This window comes from Curtobacterium sp. Leaf261, assembly GCF_001422205.1.
Taxonomy (GTDB): domain Bacteria; phylum Actinomycetota; class Actinomycetes; order Actinomycetales; family Microbacteriaceae; genus Curtobacterium.
In genome coordinates, this window is record NZ_LMMJ01000010.1 from 69,287 (window position 1) to 84,648 (window position 15,362).

Consider the following 15,362-nt stretch of genomic DNA (forward strand, 5'->3'; position numbering starts at 1 on the left):
CGGCCGCATCGGCCGACCGGCCCATCCCGGTGTTCCGGGCGCCCGGTCTGGAGGCACGACACCGGTCGTTCCACCGCCGGCCGTCCGTCAGGTGGTGCAGTCCATGACGGCCTGTGTCGCGCGCGCGGCCTGCGCGGCGGTCTCGTCCTCGCAGTCGATGCCGAGGGCGATGAGCCGGTGGTAGTCGGCGATCTTGGCGTCGATGATCGCCTGGTCCTCGTCGAGCTGGCGGCGGTGCTCCTCGATCGCCGCAGCCTGTCGTTCGAGGATCGCGAGACGGGGCGGGTGGTTCGCGAGCTCGCCGCGACCGATCTGCACGAACTCACGGACCTCGGCGACCGGCATGCCTGTGCGACGGAGTGCCTGGACGAGGCGGACGAAGCGCATCGCCGCCGGGGTGTAGCGGCGGCGCCCGTCGGAGGTGCGGCCGACGTCGGGGATGAGTCTCTCGCGTTCGTACCAACGGAGGGCGTCGACGCTGATGCCGGTCCGCTCGGCGACCTCACGGATGCCGAGGGTGCCGACCGAGGACTCGATCACGGTGCTCATGCGCTCACGCTACCCAGTGCGGCGTGCGGCGTGCGGCGTGCGGCGTGCGGCGTGCGGCCTGCGTGCGGGCTCACGCGGTGAAGTCGAGCACGAACCGCCAACGCACGTCGTTCGCGCGGAGGCGGTCGAGCGCGGTGTTCACCTGCGCCGCCGGGAGGACCTCCACGTCGGCCACGATCCCGTGCGCACCCGCGAAGTCGAGCATGGCCTGGGTGTCACGGGTCCCGCCGGAGCCCGACGAGGTCAACCGGCGCCGACCGTTCAGCAGGGTGAAGGCGTCGACCTCGTACTGGTCCGGGATGCCGAGCATGCAGATCGTCCCGTCCATCGCGAGCGTCCTGACATAGGGCGTGATCGGGTGCTTGCCCGCCGCGGTGTCGAGGATGAAGTCGAACCGGCGAGCGGCAGCATCCATCGCGTCGGCGTCGCTCGACACGATGACGTCGTCCGCACCGAGCTCCCGGGCGTCCGCTGCCTTCGACGGCGAGGTCGTGAACACCGTCACGCGGGCACCGAGCGCCTTCGCGAACTTCACCGCGAGGTGTCCGAGTCCGCCGAGTCCGACCACACCGACCTCGGTCCCCGGACCGACCTCGTACCGGGAGAGCGGCTGCCACACCGTGATCCCGGCGCACATCAGCGGCGCGACGCCCGCGGGGTCGAGCGATGTCGGCAGGTGGTACACGAACCGCTCCCGGACGACGTACTCGTGCGAGTACCCGCCGCGGGTGATCGAGCCGTCGACCCGGTCGCGGCCGTTGTAGGTCGTGGTCGGGAACTCCAGGCAGTACGGCTCCTCGGCGTCGAGGCAGTTCTCACACACACCGCACGAGTCGACGATGTTCCCGACGGCGACGAGGTCCCCGGTCGCGAACCCGGTGACCTCTGCCCCGACGGCGACGACCTCGCCGGTGAACTCGTGTCCGGGGACCAGCGGCAGGCCATCGGCCCCGATGTCGTCGATGGTGTGGATGTCGGAGTGGCACACCCCGGTGTGTGTCACGCGCACGACGACGTCGTCCGGGCGGGGGTCGCGACGGTCGAAGGCCCACTCCCGCAGTTCGGTGCCGGGTTCGAGGAGGGCGTACCCCGTGGTTGATCGCATGAGGGTGACGCTATGCGCTGGAGTCCACTCCAGCGCAAGGGCCCCGCACCACTCTTGCCGCGTGGCGCCACTCTTGCCGCGCGGCACCCCTGCCGCGTGGCACAGCTCTTGCCGCGTGACACCACTCTTGCCGCGTGGCACCACCGACCACGGATGGGGCGATGCGCCGATCGTGGTGCGACACGGACGGCCGGAGGCGCGACCGCTCAGATGAGCCCGAGCTGCTGCAGGATGCCGAGCTGGTCGGTCGCACCCCATCGGTCGACCGCGCGGCCGTCCCGGTACCCGATGACCTGCACGTTCCGGACGGTGAAGCGCTTGCCGGTCGGCGCATGCCCCATGAACTCGCCGGTGTGGGTGCCGGAGAGGTCCATCACCGTGATGATCTTCGTCGGGGTCGCGATGGTCTCGATGACGTCGCGCTCGAGGTCGGAGAACGACGTGCCGAACTGCTCCCAGAACCAGGCGATGCCACTGCCGTCCTCCGGCTGCCCCGGCGCCGGGTCGTGGTCGGTGAACTCCGGGTCGAAGCGCTCCTCGAGCGGTGCGTCCTGGTCGCGCATGCGGTCGCGTGCGTCGAGTGTGGCCTGGCCGCCCTCGGTGATCTCGGTCGCCATGTGGTGCTCCTCTCGCGGCTCGGTCTCTCCGCGCCGCGTCCGTTGCTACGCCGCAGGTGTTCCGAGAGCCTCAGGTGGGCGTACCCCACGGGCGATACTGCACCGGTTCGAGGAACGTCCAGCCGACATGCGGGACGCTGGGGTGTTCACACGAAACGCACCACTCGCACAGAAGGTCACATGTTCCACCTCAGCTCCACAACCCGTTCCACCTCCGTCAAGATCGTCACCGTCGGTGCGACCGTCCTCGCGGCGGCCGCGCTCCTCTCCGGCTGCGCGACCGGTTCGAGCAGTTCCTCTGCGTCGGGGTCCGCCTCGGCGTCGACTGCCTCGTCGTCCCCGGCGTCGCAGCAGGTCCCGGCGAACTTCCCGAAGGCCGTCCCGCTCGTCGACGGCGACGTCATCGTTGCCCGCGGGGACGCGGACAACGGCTGGAGCGCGACCATCTCGCCCGCGACGAAGGGCGGCTTCGCCCGTGCTGCGAAGGCGCTCGAGAAGGCGGGCTTCGACAAGAGCGACGGCGGCTCGAAGACCCAGGCCACGTACACCGACGACGACTACTCGGTGAGCATCAGCACCCCGGGTACGTCGGTCTCGTACCTCATCTCGACCACGCACTGACGCGGATGCGCAGGCGCTGACCCACGTGCGCTGATGCGCTGATGCGCGATCCGGACTGGAGGCGCGGTGCAGGTGACCAAGACCGGTCACCTGCACCGACCCGCTCAGGTCTCGCCGACCTACCCGCTCAGATCTCTCCGGACCACCCGCTCAGATCTGGCCGACCTACCTGCTCAGATGGAGCCGACGCGCGCACTCAGATCTGGCCGACGCGTGCTCAGATCTGGCCGACGCGTGCGCTCAGATGTCGCCGACGTGCGCGCTCAGATCTCGCCGACGCGTGCCCCCGCCCACAGGTCGACGCCGGTCGACTCGACCGCGTGCTCGTCGATCGCGCGGAGCTCGTCCTCGGTGAAGGACAGGTTGCCGAGTGCCGCGACGTTCTGCTCGAGCTGCTCGACGCGGGACGCCCCGATCACGAGCGAGGTGACCCGCTCGTCGCGCAGCGCCCACGCCAGAGCGAGCTGCGCCAGCGACTGACCCCGAGCCGCTGCGATGTCCGACAGAGCGCGCAGGTGGCCGACGACCTCGTCCGTGATGACCGACGGATCGAACGAGTCACCCTTCGATGCGCGCGAGCCGTCCGGGACGCCGTCGAGGTACTTGTCCGTCAGGAGTCCCTGCGCGAGCGCCGTGAACCCGATGACGCCGGCGCCGATCTCTGCCGTGGCGTCGAGCAGGCCCTCCGTCTCGATCCAGCGGTTGAGCATGGAGTAGGAGGGCTGGTGGATGAGCAGCGGTGTGCCGAGCTCCCGGAGGATCGCCGCAGCCTGCCGGGTGCGTTCGGCGTCGTAGGAGGAGATGCCGACGTACAGCGCCTTGCCCTGTTGGACGGCGGTGTGGAGCGCGCCCATCGTCTCCTCGAGCGGTGTCGAGGCGTCGAGGCGGTGCGAGTAGAAGATGTCGACGTAGTCGAGGCCCATGCGGTCGAGCGACTGGTCGAGCGAGGCGAGCATGTACTTGCGCCCACCGCCGCCCTGCCCGTACGGCCCCGGCCACATGTCCCAGCCCGCCTTGGTCGAGATCACCATCTCATCGCGGTAGGGGCGGAAGTCCTCGCGCATCAGTCGGCCGAAGTTCACCTCGGCGGACCCGTACGGCGGCCCGTAGTTGTTCGCGAGGTCGTGGTGGGTGATGCCGAGGTCGAACGCACGACGGCTGATCGCCCGCTGGGACTCGAACGACCGGTCGTCTCCGAAGTTGTGCCAGTAGCCGAGCGAGAGCAGCGGCAGGTCGAGCCCCGAGCGGCCGGTGCGCCGGTAGGGCATGGAGTCGTAGCGGTCGGGGGAGGCGGCGTAGGTCATGTGGTGCGGTCCTTTCGAGCGGATGCCTCCACTGTGCCCGGTCGACGGCGGTCGCGAGCGCACTGGCACTGATCTGTGGACAACGTCGGCCTGTGGAGGACCGGTGCATACTGGTACATCAGATTCCCCTTGCCTCTTGACCTTCGGGTGTTGTTCGCATAGAACTAGAACATGCTGATCCGGGTCGAGCCGAACGCCAGGGTGTCCCTCGCCGAGCAGGTCGCGGCGCAGATCCGGGGCGGCATCGCCGACGGCTCGGTCGTCGCCGGCGAGCGACTCCCGGCCGCCAGGGAGCTCGCCGCGGGACTCGGCATCAACATGCACACCGTGCTCCGGGCGTACGACGCGCTCCGGTCCGAGGGGCTCATCGAACTCCGTCGGGGTCGGGGTGCGGTCGTGCTGGCGGGCGACCCCGCGGCAGACGGGTCCGATCGGACGATCGGGCTCCGGGCGGCGGCGGCTGCGCTCGTGCACCAGGCCCGAGCGCTCGGGATGAGCGCGAACGACCTCGCGACGATGATCAAGGGAATGGAACGATGACGACGACACCGCGGGCCTCGACGACGATCGGACCGGTAGCGCTCCGACGGACAGCCGCGGGAGTGTCCCTCTGGGGGCCGGTGGTGGCGCTGCTCGTCGCGGCGACGTCACTCCGCGCGAGCCTGCCGGACCGGATCGCGAGCCACTGGCCGGCGACCGGTCGTCCGGACGGCTTCAGCGGGACGTGGAGCTTCTTCGCGGTGACCATGGCGATCACCGCCGCACTCGCCGTCATCGGGACGATCGTGCTGGTGCGGAGCCGTGACGGCCGACAGGCGCGTGCCCTCGCGACGGTCATCGCGTCGACGGCGGCGGTGATCGGCGCTGCGTGGATCGTGTCGGCCTCGGTCACCGTCCAGGCCGGCTCCGCGGAGGACGCCGTGCTCGGGTGGGGGCTGGCCGTGGTCATCGCGTCACTGCTCTGGGGCGGGGTCCCGTGGCTGCTGCTCCCGTTCGAGCTCGCGCCAGTCCCCGACGCCGACCGCGTGGTGCCGGTCCAGACCCGCCCCGGCGAACGGCTGGCCTGGACCGGCCGGACGGGATCGCTCCTCTTCGAGTGGGTCGGGGCCCTGCTGTTCCTCGCCGGTGTCGTGATGCTGCTCACCACGGTGTTCGGCAGCGCCGGGATCCCGGTCGTGGCGATGGTCGCGATGCTCGTGTCTGCGGTCGCCGTCATCGTGATCGGCCGCGTGCGGCTCACGGTGGACCAGCGCGGGGTCCGACTCGTGACGGCGATGTTCGGCATCCCGCTCATGCGAATCCCGCTCGACGCCATGGAGTCGGTCGACGTCGACGTCATCGAGCCGATGGCATGGGGCGGCTGGGGGTGGCGGACCTCACCCGGCCGTCGTGCCTACGTGTCGCGTCGGGGCCCCGGGATCGTCGTGACGAACGTCAGCGGCGGCCTCTCCGCGATCACCACGCGCGATGCCGACGAGGCCGCTGCCGTCGCCGCCGCGCTCCTCGTCCGACACCGTGCCGCACACTGACCTGCGCGCACTCCGCCTGACCTGCGAGCGCCCCGCCTGATCCGCGCCGCACACTGACCCGCGCGCGCCCCGCCTGACCCGCGAGAGCGCCCGTCACCCGCGGGGGGCGGCCTGCACACGCGGAGTGGCCTGCACAGTGGTGGCGAGCGCAACAGCCCCCCGAGGTGGGACTGCCGGCATGGAGTCATCGCGACGAGCATGCTCTGACGGGCCCGACACGGGAGTCCGTGGACTTCCAGGGACCTTCGTCATGACCAGCACACGCCAGCGCGGGACACTGCCGCTCATCCTCGCCCTCCTGGTGAGCATCGCGCTCACCGCGGTCGCCCTCGTCGTGGGTGTCCCCGCGCAGGCCGCGACCGCGCCCTTCGTCGGCAGCGTCCCGGCCGGCACCGTCCTCGTCGCAGGCAGTGTCGTGACGAGCCCGAACGGCCAGTTCCGGCTCACGGCGCAGGGCGACGGCAACCTCGTCATGTACGGCATCGGGAACCGCGTCCTGTGGGCCAGCAACACCGCGAAGGCATCCGGCGCCACGTTCGTGCCCCAGGCCGACGGCAACCTCGTGATCTACCGCGCCGGCAAGGCGGTCTGGTCGACCGGGTCGAGCGGTCGTGGCGCGGTGTCCCTCGTCGTCGGCGACGACGGTGACTTCGCCATGCGCCAGGCGAGCGGCGCCAACGCCTGGCACGCGAGCGCGTACCAGGACCGCGTCGCCGCCGGCCAGGTCCTCCTGCCGAACACGACGCTCCGCGCTGCGGCGAACAGCGGGCTCCGCCTCGTGATGCAGCCGGACGGCAACCTCGTGCAGTACGACGGCACGCGGGCGACGTGGTCGACGGGGACCTCTCGATGGCCGGGTGCCACGGCCGCGGTGCAGGCCGACGGGAACTTCGTCGTGTACGCCGCCGACCGGCACGCGGTCTGGTCGAGCGGGACACCCCGCGCCGGAGCGGGACAGCTCCTCATGCAGGTCGACGGCAGTGTGGTCCTCTACGGCGCCTCCGGGACGCTCGCGTGGTCGAGCCGGCCCGTGGCCGGCCTCCGGTGGCCCGTCGTCAGCCAGCGGATCACCGGTCGCTACGGCGACGATCGCGGCGTCGGACATGTGCCGCGCTACCACCAGGGCGCCGATGCCGGGGTCGGCATCGGGACGACGGTGTACGCCTCCGGGACCGGAACCGTGACGACGACCATCACCGGCAACGCCACGTACGGCAACTACGTCGTCGTGACCTACGGGGTCACCACGGTGCTCACGGCGCACCTCAGCGCGATCAACGTCACGAAGGGCCAGACGGTCTCGCTGAACACCGTGATCGGCCTGTCCGGGAACACCGGCCAGGTGACGGGGCCCCACGTGCACGTCGAGACCCGGGTGAACGGCACGCTCGTCGACCCGCTCACGATCCTCTCCTTCCGGTAGGAGCGCGCGGTGCGCACGACGGGAGGGATGCGCACGACGAGTGCGGTGCGCACGGTGCGCGCCCGTCCCTCGCAGCGCTCCCGTCTCCGCGACCGCACGCCTAGCCTGGAGCGGTGACCCGCGCCTCCCGTCCGCCTCGCCCATCCCGTCGCCCGTCCGTGAGAGCACTCGTCGTGCTCGTCGCGATCGGCGTCGTCGCCGGTGTCCTCTCCGGACTCTTCGGCGTCGGCGGCGGCGTCATCGTCGTGCCGGCGCTCATGGCCTTCGTCGGGATGGACCAGCGCCGAGCGTCGTCGACCTCCCTCGTCGCGATCGCGCCCGCTGCCGTCGTCGGGGCGCTCACGTACGGACTGCAGGGCGAGGTGGACTGGCTCGCCGCCCTCACCCTCGCGGTCGGCAGTGTCGCCGGCGCACCGCTCGGCGCGCGGCTCCTCCGGCGACTGCCGCTCCGCGTGCTCCCGTGGATCTTCGTCGGGTTCATCGCCGTGGTGCTCGTGTCGCTCGTCGTCGCGGTGCCGTCGCGGGGTGGGGACGTGCGGTACGGCCTCGTCGAGGCGATCGTGCTCCTCGGGATCGGGCTGCTCTCCGGTGTCCTGTCGGGGCTCGTGGGCGTCGGCGGCGGGGTGGTGATCGTGCCCGGTCTCGAACTGGTGCTGGGCGCGGGGGACCTGCTCGCGAAGGGCACCTCGCTCCTGACCATGATCCCGACGTCGGTGTCCGGCACGATCGCGAACCTGCGTCGGGGCTCGGTCGACCTGCGCATCGGGCTGACGGTGGGGATCACCGCCGCCGTCGTCTCGCCGTTCGGGGCGGTCCTCGCGCGCGCCGTCGATCCCCGGGTCGGCTCGTGGCTCTTCGCCGCGTTCCTGGTCGTCGTCGCGGTCATCGTGCTGCGGCGGGGACGGCGGGTGGCGACGACGGACGCGGATGCGCGTTGAGGACTGCGACGGACGCGGATGCGCGTTGAGGACTGCGACGGACGCGCTCGGAGGCGAGGGGCGTAACCATGCACGATGCGAGCACTCACATGGCAGGGCACCGAGAAGGTCAGCGTCGAGACGGTCCCAGACCCGACGATCGAACTCCCGACCGACGCGATCATCCGGATCACGTCCACAGCGATCTGCGGATCGGACCTGCACCTGTACAAGGTGCTCGGCCCGTACCTCGACAAGGGTGACATCCTCGGGCACGAACCGATGGGCATCGTCGAGGAGGTCGGCTCGGCCGTCTCACGACTCAAGGTCGGCGACCGCGTCGTCATCCCGTTCAACATCGCGTGCGGCCACTGCTGGATGTGCATGCGCGGGCTCCAGTCGCAGTGCGAGACCACCCAGGTCACCGAGTACGGTTCCGGGGCCTCGCTGTTCGGCTTCTCGAAGATGTACGGCCAGGTCCCCGGCGGTCAGGCCGAGTTCCTCCGCGTCCCCCTCGCGGACAACAACCACATCGTCATCCCGCCGGAGGGTCCTGACGAGCAGTACCTGTTCCTCAGCGACATCATCCCGACCGCGTGGCAGGGCGTCGACTTCGCGAACGTGCCGGACGGCGGCACCCTCGTCGTGCTCGGGCTCGGACCCGTCGGGCAATTCGCGGCCCGGATCGGCGTGCACCGCGGCTACCGGGTGCTCGCCGTCGAGCCGGAGCCGGTCCGCCGTGCGATGGCCGAGCGGCACGGCGTCGAGGTGTTCGACATGCAGGACGACATCGCCGACCGGCTCCGTGACCTGACCGACGGTCGCGGACCCGACGGCGTCGTCGACGCGGTCGGGATGGAGGCGCACGGCAGCCCGGCAGCGTCGGCCGTCCAGACCGTGGCGGGGCTCCTGCCCGACAAACTCGCGCAGAAGGCGTTCGAGACGGTCGGCGTCGACCGGCTCGCAGCCGTGACCACCGCGATCGACGTCGTCCGTCGTGGCGGCACGATCTCACTGAGTGGCGTGTACGGCGGCGTCGCCGACCCGATGCCCCTGAAGACGATGTTCGACAAGCAGATCACGCTCCGTGAGGGGCAGTGCAACGTCCTCCGTTGGGTCGACGAGATCCAGCCGCTGCTCGAGGACTCGTCGGATCCGCTCGGAGCGCTCGACCTGACGACGCACCGGGTCCGTCTCGAGGAGGCCCCGCACATGTACGAGGTGTTCCAGAAGAAGCAGGACGGCTGCGTCAAGGTCGTCCTGAGCCCCGGCAGCGCGTCCTGATGCGGATCGCCGTCGTCGGCGCGACGGGGAACGTCGGGACCGCGGTGCTCCGACGCCTGCACGCCGAGCCGGACGTGCAGGTGGTCGGGATCGCACGGCGCATCCCCGACCGGTCGGTGTTGCCCTACGACGGTGTCGAGTGGCACAGCGTCGACATCGGACTGCCGGCGGCGGCGGACGCGCTCACGAGGCTGTTCGACGGCGTCGACGCCGTGATCCACCTGGCGTGGGCACTCCAGCCGACCCACGACATCCCGGTGCAGTACGCGGTGGACGTCGACGGGACGGAAGCCGTCCTCGACGCGGTCGCGCGGGCAGGGGTGGCGCAGGTCGTCGTCGCGTCGTCGGTCGGTGCGTACCGGGCGACGGACAAGCGTCTCCGCGTCGACGAGTCATGGCCGGTCGACGGCATCCCGTCCGCGACATACAGCGTGCACAAGGCCATCAACGAGGCGGCGCTCGACGTGTTCGCGGCAGCACACGATGACATCGTCGTGACACGGCTCCGCCCGGGACTGATCTTCCAGCGACAGGCCGCGGCCGAGATCCGTGGACTGTTCCTCGGCCGAGTCGTCCCGATGCGTGCCGTGAACTGGATCAAGTGGGCGGTGCTGCCGCTCCCCGGACCGTTCGTGTTCCAGGCCGTGCACGCCGACGACGTCGCCGAGGCGTACTGGCTCGTGGTCGCGAAGCGCGCCGCCGGGGCCTTCAACATCGCGGCGTCCCCGGTCCTCACCCCGCCGATCATCGCCGAGGTGCTCGGCATGCGGCGCGCGGTCAGGATCCCGCTGGGGCTCCTCCGCGGGATCGTCACGCTGACGTGGCGGCTGCGCCTCCAGCCCACGGATGCCGGGTGGATCGACATCGCCGCCGGCGTCCCGATCATGCGCACGGACCGTGCGCGCGAGGAGCTCGGTTGGGAGGCGCGACACACCTCCGTCGACGCGCTCGCCGACCTGGTGGCCGGGTTCGCCGACGGGGTGTCAGTGCCGGCGTCGGGGCCGCTCCGCGGGTAGGCCATCGGGGTGCGACGTGTTCCGAACACCCGCGTCCGGCGCGAACACGTGGACGCGGGTGTTCGCGGCGGACGAGGGTGTTCCGAGCGGCGCCGGGGAGCTGGGGGTTCGCGCCGGACGGGGTGTTCGGCGCGGTGGCGGGGTCGGCCAGCCCTACCGTGGGAGAACACCCCGCGGGCGTTCCGAGTTTGCTGGGTGTCAGCGCGTGAGATCCATGCACAGCCCGAGGAGGCCCACATGAGCAACCCCGACGACGAGCGACGCCCGGACCACGAGGACGGCATCGACCACGCGAACGGCGCCGACCACGACGGCGGACACCCCGCTGCACCCACGAACGACCCGTTCACCGTGCCGGCGGAACACGGGCAGGGCTCGGAGCCCGCGAGTGAGCCGCCGGTCGAGCCGGGTTCCGACGAGTCCGTGCCCGCGGACCGTCCGGCGGTGGACTTCGGCGGCTCGGACGAGCGTGCCGACGAGGGCGCGGACCGTCCCGCGGTGGACTTCGGCGGCTCGGACCAGCGCTCGGACGAGGGTGCGGACCGTCCTGCGGTGGACTTCGGCGGCTCGGACGAGCGTGCTGATCGCGACGACGACGGCCAGCCGGACGAGCTCCGCGACGTCGAGCACGACCCGGACTTCGCGAACAACGAGCAGCGGGCCGGCGACGACTCCCTCGGGGCCCCCGGCACCCCGCCGGCCACCATCGACATCGACCACCCGGACGCGAGCGACACCCGCCCGAACCCGATGGTCGACGCGCCGGCCGTGCAGGATGCGGGGCAGCAGGACGACGACCAGCCGACCTTCGGCCTGCCCACGGGGACGGACGCGCCCCACTCGGCGGAGGCGCGGCACGACGACCAGAGCACCACGGTCCTCCCGGCCGTCGGAGACGACGCGACCGACGAGCACGACGCGACCGACCAGCACGACGCGACCGACCGGTACGACGCGACCGACCAGCACGACGCGACCGACCAGCATGACGCGACCGACCGGCACGACGCGACCGACCAGTACGACGCGTCCAGCCGCGCCGACGAGACCGACGTGATCGACGACCGGACCGACGCGCCCACCGCGGCGTACGACCGGCTGCCGGCAGCCGCCGCAGCCGCTCCGCCCCTCGTCGAGCCCGCGAAGCCCGTCGAGCCGGAGCGGACGACGCCGATCGGTGCCTACGTCCCCATCTCCGACACGGTCGCGGGCCCGACCTCTCCGGCCGAATCGTCGGTCGACGACGCCGACCGAGCCTCCGACGCCGCCCGAGCCTCCGACGCCGACCGGGCTTCCGAGGCCGAGACGACCCGGTTCCCCGCCGCAGCACCCCTGCCCCCGATCAGTCAGGACGACCGTCGCCCCGAGCCGGTCAGTGACCAGGAGCCGGCCCGCGGCCGGTTCCCGGAGCCGACCCCCGCAGCGGTGCCCGCGCAGATCACCCACGAGGAGGTCCTCGATCGCCAGCGGGAGGCCTACGCGGGCTTCAAATGGGGCTCCGGGTTCTACGGGGCCATCGCGATGACCGGGGTCTTCGTCATCCTGTCGGCGCTCGTCGGGTTCGGAGTCGGGCTGTTCGGCCTCGGCAGCGTGCAGTCGATCTCGAGCGGGAGCATGGGCGTCGAGTCGATCGTCCTGGTCGTGGTCATCGCCGTGATCCTGTTCGTCTCCGCGATGTGCGGCGGGTACGTGGCCGGTCGCATGGCACGGTTCGCCGGCGTCAAGCAGGGTCTCGCGACGTGGTTCTGGGGGCTGTTCTTCCTCATCGTCGTCGGTCTGCTCGGGTGGGCGTACGGCTCGAAGACCCCCCTCGCCATGGGTGGCGGCACCACCCCGGCCATGGACACCGTGTTCCAGGGCGACAACGGCGTGCTCATCGGCATCGGCGCGATCGTCGTCGTCCTCGCGCTGACGCTCCTCGGCGCGATCGCCGGCGGCGCACTCGGCATGCCGTACCACCGCCGGGTCGACCGTGCGGGCTTCGAGACCCGCACGGACTGACACCCGGACGGCCCACAGACGCCGAACGCCCCCGCCGGATCCGGCAGGGGCGTTCGTGCTGTGCGGGGCGTGCGCGGTGTCCGCACACGGGGCTGCTCGGCATCCGCGCGTGCGGACGACAGCTGCTCGGTCGTCCGCACGAGCAACCGTCGTCGGCATGCCCACACGCGCCGGCACCCACACGCACCGGCACCAGCACACGCACCGGCACCGGCACCGGCCGGCACTCGCGCACGCCGAGGCACGCACCCCTGCCACGATGGACCCATGCGCGCGACTCAGGCCCCTCGACACAACCGGATCACGCTCCCCGGGCTCGAGCCGGGCGGCGCGGACGACCTGCTCCCCGGCGACGCGCTCGAGGGTCGGATGGTCGGCGACCTCGACATCGCAGGGCGCGACCTGACCGAGCTCGACGTGGAGGACTGCACCTTCGGGACCCTCGCCGCGTCCGACGCCGACCTCCGCGGGCTCCGCATCCGCGACTCCACGATCGAGGTCCTCGACGCCCCGGTCCTCCGCGCACCCCGCTCGACCTGGCGCGGCGTCCGGATCGCCTCGGGTCGGATCGGCTCCGCCGAGCTCTACGACTCCGTGCTCGACGACGTCCGGATCGTCGGCGCGAAGCTCGGCTTCGTGAACCTCCGCTCGACCACGATGCACGACGTCACGTTCGAGGACTGCGTGATCGACGAGCTCGACCTCGGCTCCGCCCAGCTCGAGCGGGTCGCGTTCCCCGGGTGCACGATCCGCGAGCTCGGTGCCGGCGGTGCGAGGCTCCGCGACGTCGACCTGCGCAGCGCGTCGCTCGACGGGGTGACCGACGCCGCGCAACTCCGGGGCGCTGTGCTGAGCGGCGACCAGGTGGTGTTCATGGCGGCGGCGTTCGCACGAGCGGCGGGCGTGATCGTCGAGGACTGACGACCGGGTACGGGGCAGCACGTCCCCTGAACTGGGTCCGACGGCGGGGGCAGTTCATCCTCTCGGACCATTGCTCCGACGACCGTCGCGTGAAACCGTGGCAGAGCGCGGTTGGACGTCGAGCATGGGGGGACGTCCAACCACGCGAATCCTCCGGGCCGACAAGCCGAGCGAGCAGCCCACCGCGCCCGTCAGCCCGCGCCCGTCAGCCCGCGCCCGTCAGCCCGCGCCGGTCAGCCCGCGTCCCTCAGCCCGCGAGCGTCCCGGCGAGCGCCGTCTCGACGTCGGCCAGCACGAGGTCGCCGTTCACCGCCGCGCCCACCCAGGCCCCGGCAGCACTCGCGGCGACGACGATCGTCGCCGCGTTCGTGACGTTCCCGGCGGCGTACACCCCCGGCACCGTCGTCGCCCCGGTCGGCCCGACGGCGAGCACGCTCCCGAATCGCATGCCGTTCACCACCTGGTCCTCGGCGTGCAGCCCGAGCCCCGCCAGGAAGTCCACCTGAGCCTCGACCGAGCTCGTCGCCGCGAGTGCCTCGACCGCCACGACCGAACCGTCCCCGAGCTGCACCCCGGCGAGCCGCCGCTCCGGACCCGATCCGCAGCCGATCACCGACACCACCGGCCCGTCGATCACCTGGATGCCACGAGCGCGCATCCGGACCCGGGCCTCCTCGTCCACGAGCGCGGGGTCCGTCACGAACACCGTCACGTCCTCGCTGAGCTGCCGGAACATGTGCACCTGATGGACCTGCATCGCCGAGGTGAGGAGCACCCCGATGGCGCGGTCCCGGACCTCCCACCCGTGGCAGTACGGGCAGTGCACGACCCCGGTGCCCCAGAACTCGGCGAGTCCCGGCACGTCGGGCAGGACGTCGACGGCGCCGCTCGCCACGACGAGACGGCGGGCCACGACGGAGCGTCCGTCCTCGAGGTCGACCCGGAACGCGATGCCGTCGTGCGTTCCGGCAGTCGCAGGGTCGACGAGCCACGCAGCCACGACCCTTCCGTCCGTGGTGAGCCCGCCGTACTGCCGGACCTCCGCCCGCCCGATCTCGGCGAGCTCCGCCGGACTCGTGCCCTCCTGCCCCAGGTAGTTGTGCACGCCCGCAGCACGCGCGTTCCGCGGTTCGCCCGCATCCACGACGAGCACGGACCGCCGCGAGCGTCCGAGGGTGAGTGCTGCACTCAGGCCGGCGGCGCTGCCGCCGACGACGACCACGTCGTACTGATCTGCGATTGCTGTCATGCCGACGAGTGTCGACCAGCCCGGGCCAGATCAGCAACGTTCGTTGCCGGAGTGGCAAGATCAGGAGCATGGTCGAACCAGACAGCCGGGAGGCCCGCACCGGCCCCGTCACGACGGATTCCGTCATCGACGCGGTCGGCCCACGCCTCCGTGCCCAGCGCACCCGCCGGAACCAGACGCTCGCGCAGCTCGCCGCGGAGACCGGCATCTCGGTGAGCACCCTGTCGCGCCTGGAGTCCGGGCAGCGGAAACCGACGCTCGAACTCCTGCTGCCCCTCGCGCGCGCGCACCGTGTCCCGCTCGACGACCTCGTCGGAGCGCCCGAGACGGGTGACCCGCTCGTGCACCTGAAGCCGGAGCGGCACCACGGGATGACGGTCGTGCCACTGACCCGGCGCGCGGGCGGCATCCGCTCGTTCAAGCAGCTGATCCCGCCGCACTGGCCCGGTGGTGCCCCGACGCCGAACACCCACGAGGGATGGGAGTGGATGTACGTGCTGTCCGGGCGCCTGCGTCTCGTGCTCGGCGACCACGACCTCGTGCTCGGGCCGGGAGAGGTCGCGGAGTTCGACACGCACACACCGCACTGGTTCGCGAACGAGTCGGACGAGGCGGCGGAGGTGCTGTGTCTCTACGGGCCGCAGGGGGAGCGGGCGCACGTGCGGGCGCGTCCGACGACGAAGTAGTTCACTCTCGTCAACCATGTAGTTGACATTCATCAACCAGCGGCGCATAGTTGACATAGATCAACCAAACGATGCAGCGTGGCATCGCGCAACCCCCGTAGAGAGGTCCGCCGAGTGCGGACCGGATTGGCAACTCGATG

15 protein-coding genes are annotated in these 15,362 nt (G+C 71.4%); 10 read left to right on the forward strand and 5 right to left on the reverse strand.

Features of this window, described 5'->3' with window-relative positions; genetic code table 11:
- Window positions 1-87 precede the first annotated feature (87 nt).
- The 3 genes from ASF23_RS13570 to ASF23_RS13580 all read right to left on the reverse strand — a co-directional run bounded on the left by ASF23_RS13570 (window position 88) and on the right by ASF23_RS13580 (window position 2,271).
- Window positions 88-549: a MerR family transcriptional regulator gene (locus ASF23_RS13570; protein WP_055954651.1), complete on the reverse strand. Its 462-nt coding sequence runs from the start codon at window positions 547-549 to the stop codon at window positions 88-90.
- 70 nt (window positions 550-619) lie between these two features.
- The gene (locus ASF23_RS13575) at window positions 620-1,654 is read right to left on the reverse strand and encodes an NAD(P)-dependent alcohol dehydrogenase (protein ID WP_055954654.1); all 1,035 of its coding nucleotides are present in this window, start codon (window positions 1,652-1,654) and stop codon (window positions 620-622) included.
- Window positions 1,655-1,860: 206 nt separating this feature from the next.
- Window positions 1,861-2,271, reverse strand: coding sequence for an ester cyclase (locus tag ASF23_RS13580; RefSeq protein WP_055954657.1), 411 nt, complete (start codon window positions 2,269-2,271; stop codon window positions 1,861-1,863).
- Between the two features lie 180 nt (window positions 2,272-2,451).
- On the opposite strand from ASF23_RS13580, the gene ASF23_RS13585 reads away from it, so the two are divergent.
- Entirely contained in the window at window positions 2,452-2,892 is a 441-nt protein-coding gene (locus ASF23_RS13585; RefSeq protein WP_055954660.1) for a hypothetical protein, read from the forward strand.
- Window positions 2,893-3,155: 263 nt separating this feature from the next.
- On the opposite strand, the gene mgrA is transcribed toward ASF23_RS13585, so the two are convergent.
- Window positions 3,156-4,196, reverse strand: a complete 1,041-nt coding sequence (gene mgrA / locus ASF23_RS13590) for an L-glyceraldehyde 3-phosphate reductase (RefSeq protein WP_055954665.1) — start codon at window positions 4,194-4,196, stop codon at window positions 3,156-3,158.
- A gap of 171 nt (window positions 4,197-4,367) precedes the next feature.
- Between mgrA and ASF23_RS13595 the strand changes: the two genes are divergently transcribed.
- From ASF23_RS13595 to ASF23_RS13630, 8 genes are all read left to right on the forward strand, one after another.
- Window positions 4,368-4,736: a GntR family transcriptional regulator gene (locus tag ASF23_RS13595; RefSeq protein ID WP_055954668.1), complete on the forward strand. Its 369-nt coding sequence runs from the start codon at window positions 4,368-4,370 to the stop codon at window positions 4,734-4,736.
- Complete coding sequence (locus tag ASF23_RS13600; RefSeq protein ID WP_055954671.1) at window positions 4,733-5,725, forward strand: DUF1648 domain-containing protein; 993 nt, start codon at window positions 4,733-4,735, stop codon at window positions 5,723-5,725. Before ASF23_RS13595 ends, ASF23_RS13600 begins: the two co-directional genes overlap by 4 nt.
- Before the next feature lie 250 nt (window positions 5,726-5,975).
- Window positions 5,976-7,148 (forward strand): peptidoglycan DD-metalloendopeptidase family protein, encoded by a 1,173-nt coding sequence (locus tag ASF23_RS13605; RefSeq protein WP_055954673.1) that lies wholly within the window; start codon window positions 5,976-5,978, stop codon window positions 7,146-7,148.
- Window positions 7,149-7,261: 113 nt separating this feature from the next.
- Entirely contained in the window at window positions 7,262-8,086 is an 825-nt protein-coding gene (locus ASF23_RS13610; protein ID WP_055954676.1) for a sulfite exporter TauE/SafE family protein, read from the forward strand.
- A 75-nt stretch (window positions 8,087-8,161) separates the two neighbouring features.
- The gene (locus ASF23_RS13615; RefSeq protein ID WP_055954679.1) at window positions 8,162-9,349 is read left to right on the forward strand and encodes a zinc-dependent alcohol dehydrogenase; all 1,188 of its coding nucleotides are present in this window, start codon (window positions 8,162-8,164) and stop codon (window positions 9,347-9,349) included.
- Window positions 9,349-10,365, forward strand: coding sequence for an NAD-dependent epimerase/dehydratase family protein (locus ASF23_RS13620; protein WP_055954683.1), 1,017 nt, complete (start codon window positions 9,349-9,351; stop codon window positions 10,363-10,365). The genes ASF23_RS13615 and ASF23_RS13620 overlap by 1 nt, the downstream gene beginning before the upstream one ends.
- 237 nt (window positions 10,366-10,602) lie before the next feature.
- The gene (locus ASF23_RS13625; RefSeq protein WP_055954686.1) at window positions 10,603-12,366 is read left to right on the forward strand and encodes a hypothetical protein; all 1,764 of its coding nucleotides are present in this window, start codon (window positions 10,603-10,605) and stop codon (window positions 12,364-12,366) included.
- Window positions 12,367-12,633: 267 nt separating this feature from the next.
- Window positions 12,634-13,287: a pentapeptide repeat-containing protein gene (locus tag ASF23_RS13630; RefSeq protein WP_055954689.1), complete on the forward strand. Its 654-nt coding sequence runs from the start codon at window positions 12,634-12,636 to the stop codon at window positions 13,285-13,287.
- A 247-nt stretch (window positions 13,288-13,534) separates the two neighbouring features.
- Here ASF23_RS13630 and ASF23_RS13635 read toward each other — a convergent pair whose 3' ends face one another.
- Window positions 13,535-14,536 (reverse strand): NAD(P)/FAD-dependent oxidoreductase, encoded by a 1,002-nt coding sequence (locus tag ASF23_RS13635; protein WP_055954692.1) that lies wholly within the window; start codon window positions 14,534-14,536, stop codon window positions 13,535-13,537.
- Window positions 14,537-14,604: 68 nt separating this feature from the next.
- Here ASF23_RS13635 and ASF23_RS13640 point away from each other — a divergent pair, with 68 nt between their 5' ends.
- Window positions 14,605-15,222 carry a helix-turn-helix domain-containing protein gene (locus tag ASF23_RS13640; RefSeq protein WP_055954695.1) on the forward strand — a complete coding sequence of 206 codons (618 nt, stop codon included), beginning with the start codon at window positions 14,605-14,607 and terminating at the stop codon, window positions 15,220-15,222.
- Window positions 15,223-15,362: the final 140 nt, after the last annotated feature.

What these genes read in the sequence shown, in the direction of transcription:
- ASF23_RS13570 (WP_055954651.1), bottom strand. Translation starts at nt 549, where the DNA reads ATGAGCACCGTGATCGAGTCCTCGGTCGGCACCCTCGGCATCCGTGAG.
- ASF23_RS13575 (WP_055954654.1), bottom strand. Translation starts at nt 1,654, where the DNA reads ATGCGATCAACCACGGGGTACGCCCTCCTCGAACCCGGCACCGAACTG.
- ASF23_RS13580 (WP_055954657.1), bottom strand. Translation starts at nt 2,271, where the DNA reads ATGGCGACCGAGATCACCGAGGGCGGCCAGGCCACACTCGACGCACGC.
- ASF23_RS13585 (WP_055954660.1), top strand. Translation starts at nt 2,452, where the DNA reads ATGTTCCACCTCAGCTCCACAACCCGTTCCACCTCCGTCAAGATCGTC.
- mgrA (WP_055954665.1), bottom strand. Translation starts at nt 4,196, where the DNA reads ATGACCTACGCCGCCTCCCCCGACCGCTACGACTCCATGCCCTACCGG.
- ASF23_RS13595 (WP_055954668.1), top strand. Translation starts at nt 4,368, where the DNA reads ATGCTGATCCGGGTCGAGCCGAACGCCAGGGTGTCCCTCGCCGAGCAG.
- ASF23_RS13600 (WP_055954671.1), top strand. Translation starts at nt 4,733, where the DNA reads ATGACGACGACACCGCGGGCCTCGACGACGATCGGACCGGTAGCGCTC.
- ASF23_RS13605 (WP_055954673.1), top strand. Translation starts at nt 5,976, where the DNA reads ATGACCAGCACACGCCAGCGCGGGACACTGCCGCTCATCCTCGCCCTC.
- ASF23_RS13615 (WP_055954679.1), top strand. Translation starts at nt 8,162, where the DNA reads ATGCGAGCACTCACATGGCAGGGCACCGAGAAGGTCAGCGTCGAGACG.
- ASF23_RS13620 (WP_055954683.1), top strand. Translation starts at nt 9,349, where the DNA reads ATGCGGATCGCCGTCGTCGGCGCGACGGGGAACGTCGGGACCGCGGTG.
- ASF23_RS13625 (WP_055954686.1), top strand. Translation starts at nt 10,603, where the DNA reads ATGAGCAACCCCGACGACGAGCGACGCCCGGACCACGAGGACGGCATC.
- ASF23_RS13630 (WP_055954689.1), top strand. Translation starts at nt 12,634, where the DNA reads ATGCGCGCGACTCAGGCCCCTCGACACAACCGGATCACGCTCCCCGGG.
- ASF23_RS13635 (WP_055954692.1), bottom strand. Translation starts at nt 14,536, where the DNA reads ATGACAGCAATCGCAGATCAGTACGACGTGGTCGTCGTCGGCGGCAGC.
- ASF23_RS13640 (WP_055954695.1), top strand. Translation starts at nt 14,605, where the DNA reads ATGGTCGAACCAGACAGCCGGGAGGCCCGCACCGGCCCCGTCACGACG.